Below are 19,914 nucleotides of genomic sequence, written 5' to 3'. Positions count from 1 at the left end.
ACCCGTCGGGTATGACAGGGCACCGGATCGGTGTTGGCCGCGCCGCTGGTCCGCGAGCGAGCATCGGCGGCATGAGCGAAGCGAGGATCGCGCTGGTGACCGGCGCGAACAAGGGGATCGGATACGAGATCGCGGCCGGGCTCGGCGCCCTCGGGTACCGCGTGGGCGTGGGGGCGCGCGACGAGGTCAGGCGCGGGTCCGCCGTGGAGAAGCTGCGCGCCGCCGGGGTGGACGCGTTCGGGGTGCCCCTGGACGTGACCGGCGACCTGAGCGTCACCGTTGCCGCGGAGCTGGTCGAACGGCGGGCCGGGCGCCTCGACGTCCTGGTCAACAACGCGGGCATCTCGGGAGAGACGGGCCCCGGCTGGGCGCAGGACCCGACCACGCTCGACCTCGCCATGGTTCTGAGGGTCGTGGAGACCAATGTCATCGGGGTCATCCGGGTCACCAACGCGATGTTGCCGCTGCTCCGGCGCTCGGCGTCGCCACGGATCGTCAACGTCTCCAGCGCCGTCGCCTCGCTGACCCGGCAGGCGGACCCCGGCATCGAGGTCGGCCCCGTCATGGCGGCCTACGCGCCGTCGAAGTCGTTCCTCAACGCCGTCACGGTGCAGTACGCCCGGCAGCTCGCCGGTACGGGCATCCTGGTCAACGCCGCCTGCCCAGGGCTGGTCGCGACCGACTTCACCGGCTTCCAGGGGCCGCGCACCCCCCGGCAGGGCGCGGCCACGGCGATCCGGCTCGCCACGCTGCCCGACGGCGGCCCGACCGGTTCGTTCTTCGAGGACGACGGCGTCATCCCCTGGTGACCCGGCATCGCGCGGGCCGGCGCCCACCCGAGGAAGCCGCGCGGGCCGCGCCCGCCGATCAGTGCGCGGCGGCGCGGAGGGTCGCCGCGATCTCCTCGGGCGTCGCGTGCCAGGGCGTCCCATGCCCTGGCAGCACCCAGGACGCGCGGATCCCGGCGAGGCGGCGCAACGCGACGCGCGCGCTCTCCTGGTCCTCGGCGAACGCGCCGACCTGGACGCGTTCCTCCCCGCTCAGCTGGTGCCTGGTGGTGACGGCGTCCCCGACGAACAGCGCGTCGACGGCGGGGACATGGACCGCGACGCTGCCGGGCGAGTGCCCGGGGACCGCCACGATCACCGGCGCGCCGGGCAGGGGAAGGACGTCACCGTCCTTGACCTCGACGACCTCCTTCACATGGTCGTCGCGCCACGCGCCGTTCGCGAGGACGTAGCACGCGAACCTGATCGCCCTGAGCGGCTTGAAGGTACCGGCGGGCGTGGACGGCTTCTTGCCCGTCAGCGCGCGCTCGGCGTCGGCGTGGTGGATGTACAGCGGCACCTGGTACTCGCCGCGGAGGCGCTCCGCGTAGCCGAGGTGGTCGACGTCCCCGTGCGTCAGGACGACGCCGCGGATGTCGGCGGGGGTGGCGCCGATCGCGGCCAGCTCCCGCCGGAGCGCCTTCCAGAACCCGGGCAGCCCGGCGTCGACGGCCGTGATGCCCTCGTCGGTGACGACGAGGTAGGCGGCGACGTGGTCGCTGCCGACGCGGCGGATGCTCGGGGTGATCTCCACGGTGGTGCTCCTGGGGTGGTGCGGCGGGCGAGACGCTGCGGACGCGCCGAGTGCGTCGAGAACCGGCGTCAGCGAAGCGCCTGCGATCCGATGACGGCCAGCATCTGGAGCTTCTCGTGGCTCTCGGTGCCGGGAATGGCCGTGTAGACCATCAGCGAGTGGGCCTGCCCCGGGTCGACGAGCCGCTGGCACGTCAGCTCCAACGGGCCGACCTCGGGGTGGACGAAGCGCTTGACCTCGTGGGGGCGGATCCCGATCTCGTGCTGGTCCCACGCCCTCCGGAACTCCTCGCTGCTGGCGAGGAGCAGGTCGGCGAGGTGCGCGGCCCGGGAGTCGGGGCCGCGGAGGGTGACCAGCTGGCGCAGCCCCGAGGCGTACATGCGGGTGAGGAACGCGTGCTCCTCGGGCGCGTGGCGCTCCCGGGCGGCCGGAAGGGTGAACCACCGGTATCCCGAGCTGCGTTCGGGTCCGGTGTACCGCGTCGTGTCGCCGGTGAGCGCGACGCCCATGGGGGTCTGCCGCAGGGTCTCGCCGAGCTCGGTGACGATCTCCGCGGGGGTGTCGTTGAGGCGGTCGAAGATGCGCAGCAGGCCGGGGCTGATGTGCTCGCTCACCCCGCCGCGGGCGGGCGGGTTGTGTCCCGCGAGCCGGAACAGATGGTCCCGCTCGTCGAGGGACAGGTGCAGCCCCTGCGCGATCGAGCTGAGCATCTGGCTCGACGGCTGCGGCCCGCGCTCCCGCTCGAGCCGGGAGTAGTAGTCGGTCGACATGTGGCACAGCGACGCGACCTCCTCGCGTCGCAGCCCGTCGGTCCTGCGACGGGGACCGCGCGGCAGGCCGACGTCCTCGGGTTGCAGTGCCGCCCGACGACTCCGGAGGAACTCCGCCAGCCCGGCGCGATCGATCATGGGGCCTCCCTGGTCTCGCGGTGCTGCCTCGTTTGTACCTCGCCAGGACGCCAGGTAGCCACGGATCGCCGATCCCCCCCAACGAGGGGCCGGGGGCCGCGCCGCCGAAGGGTGGATCGGCGATCCGTGGACAGCGCGGCCCTGAATCCGCGGACGGCGAGGTCCGACGATGGGCCCACAGGCGCGGCGGATCCGCCGCGGAACGAAGGAGACCGCCCATGGCCCGCACCATCGACATCACCATCCCCGACCTGTCGGACAAGCTCGCCGTCGTCACCGGGGCGAGCGACGGGATCGGGCTCGTCATCGCCCGCCGCCTGCTCGCGGCGGGCGCCGAGGTGATCATGCCGGTCCGCAACGCCGCCAAGGGCGAGAACGCCGCCGGTCACCTCCGCGATCTCGTCCCAGGGGCGCGGGTCTCCACCCGGCCACTCGACCTGGCCTCGCTCGCCTCGGTGACCGCCCTCGCGGACCGGCTCGTGGGCGAGGGCCGCCCGATCCACATCCTCATCAACAACGCCGGGGTGATGACGCCGCCGAGCCACCAGGTCACCCAGGACGGCTTCGAGCTCCAGTGGGGCACCAACCACCTCAGCCACTTCGCCCTCACCCAGGGGCTGCTGCCGCTGCTGCGGCAGGGCAGGGCCCGGGTCACGCACCAGACGAGCATCGCGGCCCGAAGCGGCAAGATCAACTGGGACGACCTGAACTGGGATCGCGACTACCACGTCATGAACGCCTACCGGCAGTCGAAGATCGCCGTCGGCCTGTTCGCCCGCGAGCTGGACGCCCGCAGCACCGCGGCGGGTTGGGGCATCACCAGCAACCTGTCCCACCCCGGGATCTCCCCGACGAACCTGCTCTCCGCGCAGCCGGGCCTCGGGCGGCAGAAGGAGACCGGCGGGCGCCGCATGATCGGCCTGCTCTCCCGCATGGGCGTCCTCGCGGGCACCGTCGAGACCGCGGCCCTGCCCGCGCTGCTCGCCGCGACCGGGCCCGACGCGCGGGGCGGCGAGTTCTACGGCCCCGGCGCGCGCAGCCACCTCCGCGGCGCCCCCGCCCTGCGCGAGCTGTGGGCCCCGCTGCGCGACATGGACGAGGCCCGCAGGGTCTGGGATGTCTCCGAGGAGCTGGTCGGCGTGCGCTTCCCGGTCTGACGACGGCCCCCAGGACGGCGGGTCCCCGGGGTGCGGCGCGATCGTCAAGGCGGCCCGGGGGCTGGGCCGTTGAGGTTCAGAGGTTTTCTTGAGCTACAAATACCCCCTATGCCCCGATAGTGTGGTGGCCGCAACCGAAACGAAACGTCGGACACCGTTTCGCGCACATAGCCTCAGGAGTGCCCCCCGCAACGCGCCGTTGGAGCACATGCGATGACTCTGGCTCACTCGCCTCACCACGTTGCCCGGCGGGTCGGCACGCCCGGCCCCCCTCTCGCCGCACCACCGCCGCCGCCCCCGCAGCGGGCGGCGGCCGCCCCGCCGGCACCGGTCGCCCGGGCCGCGCCCTCCGCCGGGCCGCAGCTTCCGGCGGCCGAGCGGCACCGGGACCGGTTGCTGCGCTATGTGAACCGGCTGACGGCGGGTGACTCGCACCGCGCCGAGGACATCGTGCAGGAGACGATGCTGCGCGCCTGGCTCGCCGCCGACGAATTCGCCGGGGAGGGCAGCGGGTTCCGGCATGACGACGACCATCTCGCCGCCTGGCTGCACATCGTGGCCCGCAACCTCGCCGTCGACGCCCACCGCCGCGACCGCAGCGTCCCCGTGGGGATCACGCCCCCCGACCTGCTCCAACGGGCCGCCGATGACGCCGACGTGGCCGAGGCCGCCGTCAACCGCGTGGCCGTCACCAGGTCGTTGGCCCGCCTCGGTCCCTGGCACCGCGACGTCCTCGTCCATGTGCACCTGCGCGATCGGTCGAGGGCCGACACCGCGCGTATCATGGGCATACCCCAGGGCACCGTCAAGTCGCGGTTGCACTACGCCCTGACCGCGCTGCGACGGGAGTTCGCCGGAGCATGAGGACCACCGACCCCTTCGAGTTCCTCGACCGCCATCGGGACACCATCTTCCGCGTGCTCGGCTTCCTCGCCGTGCTGCTCGTGGTCTTCCTGCTGATCAGGGCCGTGGCCATGCGGCTCGGCGGCTGGAGTGCCGCATGGGCGCGCCTGCGCCGCGAGTGCGCGATCACCGCGCACGCCTTCGCCGCTCCGGTGAAGGCGTGGACGCGCCACCGGCGTTCGCTGCGCGTCCTGGTGCACGGCCTGCGGGCGCCCGCGACCTGGCGCGACGCCGAACGGGCCGTGGCCGCCGCCCGGGAGGCCGCGGGGCCCGGCGGGCCGAGGCCCTACGCCGTGCTGGTCGCCGAGCGGACGGTGACCGTGCTGGTCACCGGGCCCGACCTGGAGGCCCCCGAGCGCGAGCCCTGGTGGATCGCCGAGGGCGAAGGCCCCGACCACTGGAGCGCGGACCGCGCCGACCTGCCGCCCGTGGTGCCGGTGCCCGACCTGGCGCTCCCGGTGCTGGTGGCGGTCGGCGAGGTCGAGGGGCAGTGCGCGTTCCTCGACCTGGCGGCGGGCCCGCCGATGGTCTGCGTGGAGGGCGAACGGCGTTCCGGCGTGGCGCTGCACCAGTCCGTGGCGGCCCAGCTGGACGCCCGGCTGCCCGAGGGCATGGTGGTCGTGGCGGAGGGCGTGCACCGGGCGTTCGACGGGCTCCCGATCCGCGCCGCGCACCGGGCGGCCGACCAGCTCAGGCCGAGGGCCGGGCTCGCCCCCGTGCTGGTGTGCGCCGAGCTGCCCTCCCCGCTGCCGCCCGAACTGACCGCGCCGCCCGAGGAGTTCCCCGAGCTGAGGCTGCTGCTGCTCGGCGAGGGCCGCGGCTATGCGCGGACCCTGCTGACCGGCAGGTCGGGGCAGGTCTCCGTGGTGGGCACGCCGTTGATCACCGAGGGCAACGCCCTCAGCCGCGCCCTCGCCAGGGTGCTCCCCTCGATCCCGCCCGTGCTGCCGCCAGGGCCCGGCGGGGACGACGCGATCAGCTCGGTCCGCGCGTTCGCCGAGCTGGACGAGGAGGAGGGGGCCGACGAGGAGACCGAGGAGCTGCCGACCGCCCCCGCGGCCGCCGCTCCCCGGCCCCCGGCCCCCGAGCGGGAGGACGAGTTCGAGGAGGAGGCCGAGGCGCCCGCCGCCGCGGAGGAGGAGACCCGGCCGGCCCCCGCCCCCTCCGCCCACCCGGTGCGTTCCTGACCCCTGCTCTCCCGACCCCTGGTCTCCCGACGCCTCGCCTCCGACTGCCCGTCGGACCCCCCGTTGGACTCACCGTTGGACTGCCCGTGAAGCTCACCGTGACCACCGCCGACCCCCAGGGGCGGCACACGGACCACCTGCTCGACCTGCCGGGCGACGCCACGGTCGGCGAGCTCGCCGCCGCGCTGGCCACCCCTCGCCTCTATCTCGGCGAACGGCCGCTCGACTCAGGGACGCCGCTCGGCGCCTGCGGCGTCCGCGACGGCGCGCTGCTCGGCCTCGGCGCCCCCGCCCCGCTCACCGATGACGCCGCCCACGCCTGGCGCCCCCCGGACTCCGACCCGGTGCTGCTCGAACTGCGGCACGTCTCAGGGCCGAACGCCGGACAGGTGTGGCTGCTGGGTCCCGGCAGCTACGAGGTCGGCACCGACCGCCGCTGCGCGATACGCCTGGCGGTGCCCGACCCCGACGACCCCGGCGCGCCCGTGGAGGCGGCCGAGGAGACCTGGACGCCCGAATCCGGCACCTGGATCACGGTGCACACGGACGGCTCGGCCAGCTTCCGGCTGCCCGAGGACGCCGACCGGCGGTGGTGCGGCCTGCGCAGCCTCACCCCTCCCCCGCCGGTGGACCCCGAGACCGGCACGCCGCTCACCGACGAGGAGCCCGCGGGCCCCAGGGACGGCGGCCCCGGCGGGCACAGCGCGGAGCCACCGCCCGCGGGCGAGGACGGGCTGCCGCTGCGCCCGCCGCTGCCGCCGCCGGGCCACCGGCCGCCGCCCGACGACGGCTCGTGGCACTGGCCGGAGTTCGCCGACCTGGCCCTTGGCGACCATCTGCTGCGGCTCGGGCCCCGTTTCGAGGCGGACGCCGCCGTCAAGCCGTCGGGCGACGGGCACACCCTGGAGTACAGCCGCCCGCCGCGCATCCTGCCGCACCTGGACGCCGAGGACCTCAACCTGCCGGGGCCCCCGGGACCCCCGGGCCCCCGCCCTTTCCCGTTCCTCCTGATGATCTCGCCGATGATCATGGGCCTGGCCATGATGACGCTCTTCCGGTCCTTCTTCTTCATCATCCTCATCGCCTTCACCCCGCTGATGGCCGTGGCCAACTGGCTGATGGGCCGCCGCAGCAACCGCAAGCAGCACGCGGAGAAGGTGCGCCGCTTCCGGCTGCGCCGCGCCGCCCTGGAGCGGGAGATGCGCCGCGCCACCGTGGACGAGCGCCACCAGCGCAACACCGCGTCCCCCGATCCCGCGGCCGTGCTGCTCACCGCCACGGGCCCCGGCCACCAGCTGTGGGAACGCCGCCGCCACCACGGCGACTACCTGTCCCTGCGCCTGGGCACGGTGACCCGCGCCTCGCTCAAGCGCATCACCGACGGGGCGCGGGAGAGCAACCACCGCACCGTCCACTGGCGGCTCGCCGACGTGCCCATCGGCGTCGAGCTGCCCATGTTCGGCGTGATCGGACTCACCGGCACCGACAGGACCGCGCGCGCCGTGGCCCGTTGGGCCGTCGCCCAGGCCGCCGTCCTGCACAGCCCCCGCGACCTGCGCGTCGTCATCCTCACCGACGAGGAGCACGTCGCCGAGTGGGCGTGGGCCCGCTGGCTGACCCATCTGCGCCCCGCCCGCCCCGGCGCCGCGGGCGCCCCGCTGGTGTCCATCGGCACCGACCCCGACTCCACCGCGAGGCGGGTCAGCGAGCTGTACGCGGACGTCCAGGCGCGGGCCGCCGGCGCCGGGCACAACACGGGGAACGCCGTCGCCCCCGGCGAGCCGGACATCCTGGTGATCCTGGACGGCGCCTACCGGCTGCGCGACGTGCCCGGCGTGGTCAGCATCCTGGCCCAGGGCCCGCCGATGCGGATCTACAGCCTCTGCCTCGACGAGCGCGAGCACCTGCTGCCCGAGGAGTGCAACGCCGTCGTCACCGCCACGGGGAACCGGCTGACGATGCGCGTCTCGGGCGCCCCCACGGTCTCCGGCATCCGCGCCGACCAGGTGGATCCCGCGTGGTGCGAGCAGGCCGCCCGCGCCCTGGCCCCGCTGCGCGACGTCACCGTGGAGTCCGACGCCGGGATGCCCGCCGAGGTGCGGCTGCTGCCGCTGCTGGGCCAGGAGCCCCCCGACCCCGCGGCCCTGGCGCGCCGCTGGGAGCGGCTGCCCGCGAGCACCGCGTTCCCGGTGGGCGCGGGCTACGAGGGCACCGCCGCGCTCGACCTGGTGGCCGACGGGCCGCACGGCCTGATCGGCGGCACCACGGGATCGGGCAAGTCCGAGCTGCTCCAGACCATCATCGCCTCGCTCGCGGCGTTGAACAGGCCGGACGAGCTGACGTTCGTGCTCATCGACTACAAGGGCGGCAGCGCGTTCCGCGAGTGCGCCGAACTCCCCCACACGCTGGGGATGATCACCGACCTGGACGGCCATCTGGTGCAGCGCGCGCTGGCGTCGCTCGACGCCGAGCTGCGCCGCCGCGAGCAGCTGCTGGCCGACGTGGGGGTCAAGGACCACCGCGAGTACCGGGCCAAGCGCGCGCGGGAGCCCGAGCTGCCGCCGCTGCCCCGGCTGCTGCTGGTCATCGACGAGTTCGCCACGCTGGTCCGCGAGCTGGTGGAGTTCGTGCCCGGGTTGATCAGCCTGGCACAGCGCGGCCGTTCGCTGGGCCTGCACCTGCTGCTCGCCACGCAGCGTCCGGCGGGCGCGGTCTCCAACGAGATCCGCGCCAACACCAACCTCCGCATCGCGCTCCGGGTCACCGACCGCACGGAGAGCACGGACATCATCAACGCGCCCACCGCGGCGGCGATCTCGCCCTCGACCCCGGGCCGGGCCCTGGTCAGGCGGGGCGACGGGCCGCCCATGCCGTTCCAGACCGCCTGGGTCGGCGCCGAGCGCCCCGCCGACGACGGTGCGGCGCCCGCCGCCCAGCTGGTGCCCCGCACGGTGCGCGGCGCCGAGCTGAGCCTGGAACGGCTGGGCCACCCGCTGCCGCCGCCCCGGGTCATCCACGAGGGCGCCCAGCCGGAGGCCGAGGAGGCCGAGGAGGCGGCCGAGGGGGAGAAGGACGGCGGGGAAGGGGACGAGGCGGCGACCGATCCGCCCACGGACCTGACCGCGCTGGTCAACGCCGTGCGGGCGGCGGTCTCCGCCCTGGAGGACTTCGCACCGCAGCCGCGCCCCTGGCTGCCGCCGCTGCCCGAGGCGATATCGCTGACGGCCCCGGACGGCGACCCGCGCCCCGGCGCCCTGAGGCTCGAGCCGGTGCCGTATGTCTTCTTCGACCTGCCCGCCCACCAGGACCAGCGGCTCGGGCATGTCGTCTTCGAGTCGTTCGGCCACCTCTATGTGATCGGCGCGCCGCGCTCGGGCCGCACCCAGACGCTGCGCACCATCGCGGGCTCGGCCGCCCTGCATGTGACGACCGACCAGCTGCACATCTACGGCATCGACGCGGCCGGCGGCGGCCTTTCGGCCCTGGAGGCGCTGCCGCACTGCGGCGCGGTGGTGCACCGGCACGACGGGGAGCGCCTGGCCCGGCTGGTGCGGCGGCTGCTGGAGGAGCTGACCGACCGCCAGGCGCTGCTCGCCCGGCACGACGTCAACTCCCTGACCGAGCTGCGGGCCAAGCTGCCCAGGCCGGAACGCCCCGCGCACCTGCTGATCCTGATCGACGGCTGGGACGCCCTGGTGTCCATGCTGGAGAAGCAGGACGGCGGGCGGAGCACCGACGACCTGCTGCGGCTGCTGCGGGAGGGCGTCACGGCGGGCATGCATGTGATCGCCACATCCGAGCGGATGCTGCTCAGCGGCCGGGCCGGGCAGCACAACGACCGGCGGATCCTGCTGCGCCAGACGGACCGGATGGACTTCGCCATCGTCGGCGTCAACCGCAGGAACGTACCGGAGAACGTGCCGCCAGGGCGCGGCTGGTCCACCCCCGGCGGCGTGGAGGGGCAGATCCTCACGCTGCCGCTGTCCGCGCTGGCCAAGGGCGGGGACCAGGCGGACGCGCTGCGCGCCATCGGGCGGCAGACGACGGCCAGGGACGGCGGGGTGGCCGACGAGGCGCGGCCGTTCACCGTGGCCCCACTGCCCGAGGTCGTCGGCTTCCAGGAGGCCGCCGACCGGATCGCCGACGAGCAGCGCAGGCCGCTGTGGGCGCTGCTCGGCGTCGGCGGCGACGACGGCGAAGTGCTCGGCTACGACTTCGCCGACGGCTCAGGCTCGTTCCTCGTCGCCGGGCCGCCGCACAGCGGACGGTCGACGGCGCTCGCGGCGATGTGCGTCTCGCTGGTGATGGGCGGCACCGCGCTCGTGGTGGTCACCCCGAGGGATTCGCCGCTGCGGCGGCTGTCCGCGCACGGCCTGGCCCACGTGATCGACGATCCCGAGCCGAGCGCGGCGATGCTGGAGGAGGCGCTGGCGGCCGTGGGCGACAAGCCCGCCGTGGTGGTCGTGGACGACGCCGAGCTGCTGGTCAACAGCAAGCTGGACCCGCAGCTGCGCAAGGTCGGCTCGGCCGGGCGCGACCGGGGCCTCGGGCTGCTGCTGGCCGGGCCCGCGGACGGCATGACCACGATGGGCTGGATCGGCGTCGCGCGCCGCGGGCGGCGCGGGCTGCTGCTGGGCCCGAAGAACCTCAACGAGGGCGAGCTCATCGGCGCCAGGCTGATGCCGGAGCACGTGCGCCCGGCCACCACTCCGGGACGGGCCTGGACCGCGGACACCTCGGGTCGTCTGCTGGCGGTCCAGGTGCCGCTGACCGTGCTCACGTGACTCCCCGCGTGGGGCGCGGAAACGGAGGGCCCGGGACCGGAGAGCCGGTCCCGGGCCCTCCGGCGTCCCGCAGCCCTCCGGCGTCCCGCGGGGTCAGGGTTCGAGCCGGGTGCGATCCTCGTTCCAGTCGACGGGCGTGCCGTTCAGCTCGTGCTGGCTGTCCCACTTGGGCACCTCGCCGGGCGTGGTCGTCACCTCGTTCGCGGTCACCTCGAAGCCACCCTCGCCGTCGATGGCGGAGAGGGTGATGGCGAACAGCTCCGCGTCGTTGTTCTCGAAGGCATCCTTGATGGCGGTGAGGAGGTTGGCCCAGTTCTGGAGGCCGGCGGCCGCCGCCTGCATGGACTTGCTGAACTCCTCGTAGGCGGTCTTCAGCGCGGGGCTCGCCTGCTCCAGGTAGAGGCCCTCGTCGAGGAGCGTGCCGACCGTGCCCATGAGGCTGTAGATCTCGGGCACGATGATGTTGCACGTCGTGCTGAGCTTGCCCGCGGCATCCACGATCCCGGCGTAATCGGCGGAAATATCTGGCATGCCGACCTCACTTCGGGTTGCGGATGAGCTCCGCGTACTGCTGGTCGAACTTGATCATGCCGTCCTTGATGTTGAGGAACTGATCGGCGAAGCTCTTGATCGCAAGGGCGAGGTCGACGAGCTGGCCGTGGAGGATGTTGTACTGGTCGGTGATCGCCGCCTCGGTATCCTGGAGGACGAGATCCCGGCCAAGGGTTTCGTCGATCGCCAGCTTGGCGGCGTCCACCGCCGGCTCGATGACCTCGGTCCTGGAGTTGTCCATCGCCGCGGCCGCCGCGTCGACGTCATCGAAGGTGATGCTGATGTTGGGCATGAGAGCTCACTCCTGTGGTGATGCGTTCCGGTGCGGTGGTGGGGTGCGGCGGATCAGTCGTCGTCGTCGTCCTCCACCTCCTTCCAGATCTCGTCCTCGGCGTCGGAACGCACGAACTCCGTGACCTCGACCTCCTCGTCGCCGTCCTCGTCCCAGGTGGTGTTGGTCTCCGTCCGGGTCTGGCCGTCGTCGCTGATCTCCACCTCGACCGTGGACTTGCTGCCGTCCGGGGCGACGGTGGTCACCGTGTAGTCGCGGGTGTCGACGGAGTTGTCCGGGTTGTCGGGGTCGCTCGGACTTGGCGGTCCGTCGTAGTCGACGGTGGTGGTGACGGTGTCGCCGTTGGCTGTCGTGACGGTGCTCTTCTCCTGGAGGATGTTGTAGTCCTCGTCGTACTGCACCGTGAACTCGATCTTGCCGCCGTCGTCATCGGTGATCTCCATGCGGCTCGGCGGGTGCTCCGGCGGCTCGTCCGGCCGCTCACCCGGCTGCACGGGACGGTCGCCGTAGTCGCCCTCCCACGTCTTGCACCACTCGGGGGCGTCCTCCGCGGAACAGACCTCCCAGACGTTCGCGTCCGGGTGCTCCTCGAAGTACTCGGCGGCCCCGATCTCCTCGATGTAGTTGTTCCACTCCTCGTTCCGCCGGTCCCAGTCCTCGACCGCCTCGTGCTCCGAGAGCCACCGGTCGAAGATCGTCTGGCCCGCCATGGTCGTGAACTGCCCGGCGACCATGGCGTCCTGCTGGAGCAGCGCGTCGGCGACGCCGCCGAACATGTCGCCGAAGCTCTCGAGCTTCTCCTTGCCCTCGTCGATCCGCACCTTCGACTTCCCGTAGAACAGCTGGAACTCGTAGGCGAGTTGGTAGTTGCCGAAGATCGACTCGTTGGAGGTGGCGGTGCCTTCGCCGATCTCCTCCCACGCACCGAGACCGCCCGCGGTTTCGGCCCGCTCGGCCAAGCCGTGCAGCCCTCGCTGCATGGCGTAGAGCTTGTCGTAGTCCATGGCGAAATCGGGCATGGCGCCTCCTTCCTTGCCGGTTGCGTTCGCGGCCCCGCGGGGCACGCCCTCACCCCCTCCACGCACCAGCCCCGCGGAAGGTTCAGCCCCCGCGTGGATCTGGTGAACCCCCCGGCCTTCTCGCGCGTAGAAGGTGCGAGGGGCCGCCCGCAGCTGGCCGCGGGCGGTCCCCTCGCGGCGCCGTGGATGTGCAAGGGCGAAGAAGGCGAGCACGTCGTGCGGTGGTCGCCGTGTCGCCGTGTCGCCGAGAGAAGGGAAGCCGGTCATGCCTCGTCCTCCGGACTGGAGCGCGCTCGGCCTCAGCAGCGACCCGACTCCGGGAGACCCCGACCGGCTCAAGGAACTCCTCGATGCCCAGGGACAGATCGTCGACCTCGCCGAGGAGATCGATCGCGACCTCGACGCGCTGATGGAGGAGAACAGCGAGTACTTCATCGGGGAAACCGCCGACGCCCTGCGCGACAAGATGGACAGACGCGTCCGCAACTTCGTCCAGAGCTTCCACGAATCCCACAGTGATGTCCACAGCGCCCTGTCGGCCTATCGCCTCGTCATGATCGAGCAGCAGGAGATCGCCGACAACGCCCTGAGCGCCGCGGCGGGCCTGGACGAGGACGACCCCGACGTCGAGAACTACCGGACCATCGCGCGCAACGCCGGTGACGCCCTCGACGAAGCCGCCGCCACCGCCGCCGGCGTCGTCTCCGCCGCCACCTCCGGCATCTCCTCGATGATCGACCCCTGCGAGGAGTTCTGGAAGTTCCTCACCTACTTCGTGATCGGCCTCATCCTTCCCGCCATCATCTTCGGCGGCCCCACCGCCCTGCTCCTGATCGCCCTCAGCGCCGTCCTCCTGGTCAAGAGCATCATCGACTTCACCTCGGGCCGGGGCAATATCACCGACCTCATGCTCGCCATCTTCGGCATGATCATCCCCACCACCCGGGGCATCAACATCGGCGGCATCATCCGCGGCGCCAACACCCGCATCACCGGCGCCTGGACCAAGAGCGGCGGGAGCGTCACCCAGCTGATGCGCAACGTCGGCGACGCCACCTGGACGGGCTTCAGGAACTTCGTCGTCGTCACCGTCCCGAAGATCTTCAACACCATCAAGGACGGCTACCTCCACGCCCGCACCGGCGGCGCCTGGGCCGACAACCCCATCTTCATCGGCATGGGCGGGAAGAACGGCTTCGCCGGATACTTCGCCGCCCACTTCACCGGACGCGGCGCGCTGGCCCTCTTCCTCCCCGTCAACGCCGCCGAGATGGGCGGCGGCATCGGCAACGCCTTCCGCATCAGCCTGTGGAACCGCGGCGTCCTCGGCCAGTACCGCACCGGCGCCTTCCTCCACGGCAACCAGCTCATCGACATCCGCACCATCAGCGGCTTCGACCCCATGGGCCGCCCCCAGGTCAACGTCGCCCTCATGGCCCGCTACCAACCGGGCGCGGGCCACTACGCCCAGTTCTTCGGCGGCATGCACTTCTGGAACGACATCTCCCATGCCCCCGTCATCACTCTCGGCGTCGACGGCATGCGCCTCCATAACACCCCCTTCACCATCACCCCCGCCGCCGGCACCCCCGTCAGCACCTCGCCCGTTCCCTCCCCCAACTCCTCCGTCACCGACCTGTCCCTCAGCCGCTTCACCGCCGCCAACACCTCCGTGGTCCCCCTCATCGGAGACGGCGCCCGCTCCGCACCCATCCACTCCCCCATCCCCTCCCCCCACTCCTCCGTCACCGACCTGTCCCTCACCCGGCCCACCACTCCCGTCAGCTTCGTCGGCACCCACAACGCCTCCCACCCGGTCACCGCCCCCGACCCCGGCGCCGGCAACTCCCTCGCCGACCTCCGCCCCATCCAGCCCCTCTCCCTCCACTTCGCCGACCAGGGCAATTCGATGGCCGTGCCCAATCCCGCGCACGCGTTCACCACCGACGGCCTCGCCCACCTCCCCACCAACCTCCCCAACCCCACCGGCGCTCCCGCCCACGTCGCCACCCCCACACCCACACCCACACCCACCCCGACGCCCGCGCCCACTCAGGCCACCCACACCTTGGTCGGCAACGGCACCGGCACCGCCGGCGGCGACGCCGTCATCAACCTCGACCAGGGCGCGTTCTCCCCCCTCCGCTCCGATATCGGCGCCAACGCCTCCGGCATCTCCCCCACGGGGACCAGCGCCACCCACTTGCCCGCGTTCAACACCGCGGACATGCCCGTCCTCGGCGACACCGTCGCCGTCCCACACGCCAACGCCAACGTCCTGCCCACCAGCATCACCGCCGTCAGCACGCACCTCACCCCTCCCGTCAGCACCCCCCTCACCACCCCCGCCGCCGTCAACCGCCTCCCCCCGAGCGAAGCGGCCCTCGACCTCGACGTCACCGCCGCACCCTCTCTCCACAGCCACTTCGCCGACCAGGGACTCTCCCTCAGCCCCCCCGACGTCGCCCAGACCGGCGCCAGCGCACGCCACTTCGGCGACGTCAACCCCCTCGCCCCCGTCGACACCGGCCCCGGCGTCCACACCCGCGCCGACGACATCACCCTCTCCAGCCCCGCCTCCTTCGACGTCGGCCCGGCGAGCCACGTCGACGTCAACCTCACCAACGGAAACCTCACCAACGGGTTCGACGACATCGCCGGAGAGGTCGCCTCCGCGCCCCCGGTGACGCCGCTCGCGCTGGCCGCCAACGGACTCACCCCGCCCGCGCAGGCCGTCGCGCCCCCCACGGTCACCACCCCGGCCCTCGGCGGCCCCCCGCCGGTCGCCCTCAACTCGCTGACCAGTCGGCCTGGCGCCACCGCCGACGGCATCACTGCCTCGGTCCCACCCCCCGCGCCCCGCGCCGCGGACGGCGCCAGTGCCGAGTTCGACAGCGTCCCGCCGCCACTGCGGGAGGCGGACAGCGCCCCGAACTCGGGCCTGGTTTCGGTGGAGGGCATCACCCCCGCTGCGCAGAGCATCATGCCCCCGCCGCCCCTCCCCACGGCCCAGCAGGGCACCGTGCCACTGGCGGCCATGCCGCAGGCGACGCCCGCCGTTCCCGTCAGCGGCACCCCCGGCGTGGTCGGGCCTGGCGGCGGCCACGTCGAGGCGGTGAACGGGCGCTCCGATGCGTTCACCACGCGCACCATGGAGATCGACGACGGGCCGTTGACCGGCTTCCGCGTCGTGGACCCGGGCGACGGCGCGCTGGGGCTGCGGGACCAGAACGGCCGCGTCGTGGACGGGGCGACCGTCACCGTGCTGGACTCCGGCGAGTACCTGGTGCGGCAGGGAGACACCGTTCACCTGGTCACGGGCGACGGCCGGTCCTCGTACACGGTGGTGCGGCTCTCGGGGCGACCCGGCGAGCCGGATGTGCTCGCGCTGGCCCGCTCCGACGGGCAGTTCTACCCCTTCCCGCGCGACGCGGACCTGGGGCGGCTCTCCGACCGGGTGGTGCGCCACATCCCGCCCGGCGGCGACTCGGCCCTCGTGGCCGTCTTCGGCCCGGGGCAGCGGTTCGCCGCCTACGATCCCGCCACCGGCCAGTTCCGTTCCGACGGCCCCTCGGCGCCGGCCCTTGACAAGGTGGACGCGGACGAGTTCATGAGGCTCGACCACGTCGACAAGGTCGAGGTGAGCCGCCAACTGCTGGGCGACAGGGGGCGGTCCGACGTCCCGCTCCCTCCCGGCGACACCGGCCGCACCGTGTTCATGGCCCCCGACATCCGCTACACCATCGACGCCACCCGCCCCGGCAGCCCCGGATCCGACGCCGCCGACGGCTCGGGTGTCCCGGGCCCGGCCCGCCACGGCATGGGCGACAGCGATGTCGAGCTGACCGAACTACCACACCCCGTCAGGCTCTTCGGCCCCGACGGCCACCCCACCGGCACCACCCTCACCACCCCGCCCGGCGGCGGCGCCCCCACCCTCACCCGCGACGGCCAGCCCGTCGCCACCGACCACATCCGCATCACCGAGCGTTCCATCGCCATCCGCACCGGCATCACCACCACCTTCCACGACCACGACGGCCGCTTCCTCGCCAACCTCCACATCCACCGCGACGGCCCCCTCGCCGGCCACGCCATCTCCCTCGTAGCCGACCGGTCACCCCAACTCATCCGCCTCAACGACACCGTCACCCCCACCCACGACGTCGAGCTCCTCGACGAGGGACTCCTCGCCATCCACCGCACCGACACCACCACACACATCCACGACGCCCGCGGCACCCACCACACCACCCTCCACCGCCTCCCCGGCGACGAACACCACACACTCGCCATCACCGGCGACAACACCGCCCGCGTCACCGACCACGACGGCAACCTCCTCCCCCAGGCCCACGTCACCCCCCTCCCCGACAACGCCGGCTGGTTCATCCACCGCCCCGACCACACCCCCCTCATCGCCGTCCCCACCAACAACCGCCCCGACAGCCCCCTCGTCATCCACGACCACGTCACCCGCCTCCCCGACAACACCGGCTGGCTCATCCACCGCCCCGACCACACCCCCCTCATCGCCGTCCCCACCAACAACCGCCCCGACAGCCCCCTCGTCATCCACGACAGCTCCGGCGACGGAATCACCCTCGCCCCCCTCGGCGACCGCGGCACCTTCGTCCGCATCGGCGACCACACCCCCCACATCGTGGACGACACCGGCCGCCTCACCCCCACCGTCAACCTGCTCGACGACCAAGGACACCCCTCCGGCCTCTTCCTCGCCCCACCCACCGGCCACGCCGACACCCACGCCGTCCTCCGCGGCGACGGCCGCCTCCACAGCGACGACGTCCACTCGACGTTCGGCGGCAACCGCGTCGTGGTCCACACCCCCGGCGCGTACACCGTCCACAGCCCCGACGGCACCCTGATCGACTCCAGCACCCGACACCCCGGCGGCCCCCTGGGCCCCGGCAACCACCTCGACATCGCTCACGACGGAACAGCCCACGTCATCGGCCCCGACGGCACCCCCGTACCCAACGCCACGGCCAAACCGCTCGACAACGGCGGCTACCTCGTCAACACCCCCCGCCAGCGCCCAGGCATCGTCAACACCCAGGACACCCACACCCACACCCACGACGCGGTGAAGCTCCACTGGGGCAACACCCATTTCGGCTGGGCCGCCCTGCCGCTGCGCGGGGACGATCCCTTCGTGCTCACCCCGGGGGGCGAACTACGGCGGGAATTCACCCTGGTCGCCGACGCGGCCGGGATCAGTGGCCGCGCGGCGAACGCCACCCTGTTCTTCGACTGGGCGGGCAACTACCGCGGGGTCCGGCTCACCATGACCGATGGGCGGCTCGCCGGTCACCAGCTCCACGAATGGCGCTCGACCACCCAGGCCGACGACGCGGGCTCCTGGGTCGTCACCGCCGACGGGCGTCCGGTGAACGGCGCCAACGTGCGGAACCTGAACGCCTGGGCCGACCCCCGCTACCCCGACGTCCTGGTGACCATCCCAGGCCGTGACCCGGTGGTCATCGACAGCCGCTCCGGGGATTACCGCAACCACGCCGAGCTGCCGCCCCTGTCCGGCCGGGACACCGGCAGCATCGCCACCTGGCCGACGAGCGGCTCGGGCCGGGGGACGCTCTACAACCACTTCGAGAACGGCTTGGGGGGGAGGAGCGTGCCCGGCTCGAACGTCGTGGAGAGCGACGGACGGCTCACCGTCATCCGCACCCTCCCGGAGGTGACCACGTTCCACCGCCTGGACGGGACATTGGAGTCCACCGTGCGGCCTGGGGATGGCCGTGACTCGTTCACCGGATACCGCTTCGAGCTGACCGAGCTGCCCGACGGCACCGTGACGGCCCAGGTCATCCACATCGAGACCGGCGCTCCGGTGGCGGGCGTGACCCTCAGGCCGTTCGGCACCGAGCTGAACATGATCGACGCACCCGGAGTCGGACGCGCCGTGCTGGGGCCATACATGTGGCACTCCCACACCGTGGTACAGGTGCCGGGCGCGCAGGACCGCCTGGTCGCCCTGCCCATCGGCACCGACCGCACGGGCCCGAGCGACGACTTCTGGATGGACGGCGCGGCCCTGCGCGTGGACGGCGACTACCCCGTCGCCACCTTCTTCGCGGCGGACGGCACCTTCCTCGGCTACGCGCACCGCACCCCGGACGGGCCCCTGGGCGGCAACATCCTCGCCGTCCCCCACGGCAGCGACACGCCCTTCGTGGTCCGCCCCGACGGGACACCGCTCCCCGGGGCGCCCGTGCGCCCCCTGGAACTGGACGGCCAGTTCCTGGTCGAGGTGCCCGGCCGCGGCCATGTGCTCCTCAACAGGGCAGTGCTCAGCGACTACGACGTCGAGCCACTGCCAGGACGTGACGGGAACGCCTCGAACGAGCTGGCGCTGCTGCCCCTCGACGAGACCCACCACGCTCCGTTCGTGGTCCGCACCGACCGTCTTGGGGCGGACGGCGCCATGACCCCGGCGCCCTATGTCACCGTGCGCACCAGCTCCGAGACGGCCGAAGGGGCGGACGGCGCCGCCCCCATCCGCACGCTGGAGATCACCACGGGATCCTTGGCGGGCTTCCGCTTCGTCGACTCCGGCGACAACGCGCCGAGGCTGCTCGGACCCGGCGACCACCCCGTACCCGGGACAACCGTCACCCCGCTGGGCGAGGGCTGGTACACCGTGCGGTCGCAGGACAACTCCTATGCGACCGCCCGGCCCGCGCTGACGTCGATGGAGACGATGGAGCCGCTGAACGGCACGTTGTCCGGTTACTCCCTGATCCTGCCGCCGGGCGGCGGCCTGCCGGACGTGGTGGACGCGAACGGCCTCCCCTTCGAGGGCGCACGCGTCGAACGCCTGGCCGACGACATGTTCCTGATCGAGGTGGACAACGTCGGACGCCAGGTCGTCAACAGCACGGGAGCGCACACCCACGACGCGGTACGGCCACCGAACCCCGACGGCACACCCGGCGACATCGTCAGGGCCTACCCCCTGGACCCGGACGGCCACCCCACCGTCCACCGGGGCGGCCAGGACATCTCGGACCGCGCGTGGTCCGACGACAACACCGTCACCATCCAATCCGGCAACCACACCACCGAGCACGCCCTCGACGACACCTTCCACCACCGCGTCACCCAACTCACCGGAGGACCGCTCGGCGACCTCCAGATCCTGGACACCGGCCCCGGCAACCCCCTCCGCCTGGTCGACGCCGAGGAAAACCCCGTCCCCGGCACCATCACCCCCCTCGCCAGCGGCGACCACCTCGTCGTCAGGGACGGCACCACCTACCTGGTCAGCAACGACCCCACCCTGGGCGGCCTGCGGTCCGCGTACCGCTGGTGGGCCCCCGCCAACGGCACGCCCCGGCTCATGGACGTCCACGGCAACACCGTCGCAGGCAGCGACGTCCTCCGCGTCAACGACACCTCCCACCTGGTCACCATCGACGGCACCGCACGCACGGTGCTCGACAGCGGAGGGGACCAGACCCACCGGATCGTGCAATCCACCGGACGCGACGGC

11 protein-coding genes are annotated in these 19,914 nt (G+C 72.9%); 6 read left to right on the top strand and 5 right to left on the bottom strand.

Annotated features, from left to right (window positions below; translation table 11 throughout):
• Nucleotides 1-71 precede the first annotated feature (71 nt).
• Nucleotides 72-809 (top strand): SDR family oxidoreductase, encoded by a 738-nt coding sequence (locus tag D7318_RS13290; protein WP_120697167.1) that lies wholly within the window; start codon nt 72-74, stop codon nt 807-809.
• Between the two features lie 58 nt (nt 810-867).
• Here the strand turns inward: D7318_RS13290 and D7318_RS13285 are convergent, their stop codons facing one another.
• Nucleotides 868-1,581, bottom strand: coding sequence for an MBL fold metallo-hydrolase (locus D7318_RS13285; protein WP_120697166.1), 714 nt, complete (start codon nt 1,579-1,581; stop codon nt 868-870).
• Nucleotides 1,582-1,649: 68 nt separating this feature from the next.
• Nucleotides 1,650-2,489, bottom strand: a complete 840-nt coding sequence (locus D7318_RS13280) for a helix-turn-helix transcriptional regulator (protein WP_120697165.1) — start codon at nt 2,487-2,489, stop codon at nt 1,650-1,652.
• Nucleotides 2,490-2,707: 218 nt separating this feature from the next.
• On the opposite strand from D7318_RS13280, the gene D7318_RS13275 reads away from it, so the two are divergent.
• From D7318_RS13275 to D7318_RS13260, 4 genes are all read left to right on the top strand, one after another.
• A complete protein-coding gene (locus tag D7318_RS13275; RefSeq protein WP_120697164.1) occupies nt 2,708-3,646 on the top strand; it encodes an SDR family oxidoreductase in 939 nt (312 codons plus the stop codon).
• A 213-nt stretch (nt 3,647-3,859) separates the two neighbouring features.
• A complete protein-coding gene (locus D7318_RS13270; RefSeq protein ID WP_120697163.1) occupies nt 3,860-4,510 on the top strand; it encodes a sigma-70 family RNA polymerase sigma factor in 651 nt (216 codons plus the stop codon).
• Nucleotides 4,507-5,736 carry a hypothetical protein gene (locus D7318_RS13265; protein WP_120697162.1) on the top strand — a complete coding sequence of 410 codons (1,230 nt, stop codon included), beginning with the start codon at nt 4,507-4,509 and terminating at the stop codon, nt 5,734-5,736. The genes D7318_RS13270 and D7318_RS13265 overlap by 4 nt, the downstream gene beginning before the upstream one ends.
• 86 nt (nt 5,737-5,822) lie before the next feature.
• A complete protein-coding gene (locus tag D7318_RS13260; protein ID WP_120697161.1) occupies nt 5,823-10,520 on the top strand; it encodes an FtsK/SpoIIIE domain-containing protein in 4,698 nt (1,565 codons plus the stop codon).
• A gap of 93 nt (nt 10,521-10,613) precedes the next feature.
• On the opposite strand, the gene D7318_RS13255 is transcribed toward D7318_RS13260, so the two are convergent.
• The 3 genes from D7318_RS13255 to D7318_RS13245 are packed head-to-tail and all read right to left on the bottom strand — an operon-like array spanning nt 10,614 to nt 12,383.
• Nucleotides 10,614-11,051 carry a hypothetical protein gene (locus tag D7318_RS13255; RefSeq protein ID WP_147437680.1) on the bottom strand — a complete coding sequence of 146 codons (438 nt, stop codon included), beginning with the start codon at nt 11,049-11,051 and terminating at the stop codon, nt 10,614-10,616.
• Nucleotides 11,052-11,058: 7 nt separating this feature from the next.
• A complete protein-coding gene (locus D7318_RS13250; protein ID WP_120697159.1) occupies nt 11,059-11,364 on the bottom strand; it encodes a hypothetical protein in 306 nt (101 codons plus the stop codon).
• A gap of 53 nt (nt 11,365-11,417) precedes the next feature.
• Nucleotides 11,418-12,383 (bottom strand): hypothetical protein, encoded by a 966-nt coding sequence (locus D7318_RS13245; protein ID WP_120697158.1) that lies wholly within the window; start codon nt 12,381-12,383, stop codon nt 11,418-11,420.
• A gap of 265 nt (nt 12,384-12,648) precedes the next feature.
• On the opposite strand from D7318_RS13245, the gene D7318_RS13240 reads away from it, so the two are divergent.
• Nucleotides 12,649-19,914: hypothetical protein (locus D7318_RS13240; protein WP_147437678.1), on the top strand; the 7,266-nt coding region annotated here is incomplete at its 3' end.

The organism is Streptomyces radicis, assembly GCF_003626575.1.
GTDB lineage: Bacteria > Actinomycetota > Actinomycetes > Streptomycetales > Streptomycetaceae > Streptomyces > Streptomyces radicis.
Note: the sequence above shows the minus strand (reverse complement) of the source record. Positions and strands in the feature narration are given on the sequence as shown.

Coding starts and splice junctions, on each gene's coding strand:
- D7318_RS13250 (WP_120697159.1), bottom strand. CDS start 11,364: ATGCCCAACATCAGCATCACCTTCGATGACGTCGACGCGGCGGCCGCG.
- D7318_RS13280 (WP_120697165.1), bottom strand. CDS start 2,489: ATGATCGATCGCGCCGGGCTGGCGGAGTTCCTCCGGAGTCGTCGGGCG.
- D7318_RS13245 (WP_120697158.1), bottom strand. CDS start 12,383: ATGCCCGATTTCGCCATGGACTACGACAAGCTCTACGCCATGCAGCGA.
- D7318_RS13255 (WP_147437680.1), bottom strand. CDS start 11,051: ATGCCAGATATTTCCGCCGATTACGCCGGGATCGTGGATGCCGCGGGC.
- D7318_RS13275 (WP_120697164.1), top strand. CDS start 2,708: ATGGCCCGCACCATCGACATCACCATCCCCGACCTGTCGGACAAGCTC.
- D7318_RS13290 (WP_120697167.1), top strand. CDS start 72: ATGAGCGAAGCGAGGATCGCGCTGGTGACCGGCGCGAACAAGGGGATC.
- D7318_RS13265 (WP_120697162.1), top strand. CDS start 4,507: ATGAGGACCACCGACCCCTTCGAGTTCCTCGACCGCCATCGGGACACC.
- D7318_RS13270 (WP_120697163.1), top strand. CDS start 3,860: ATGACTCTGGCTCACTCGCCTCACCACGTTGCCCGGCGGGTCGGCACG.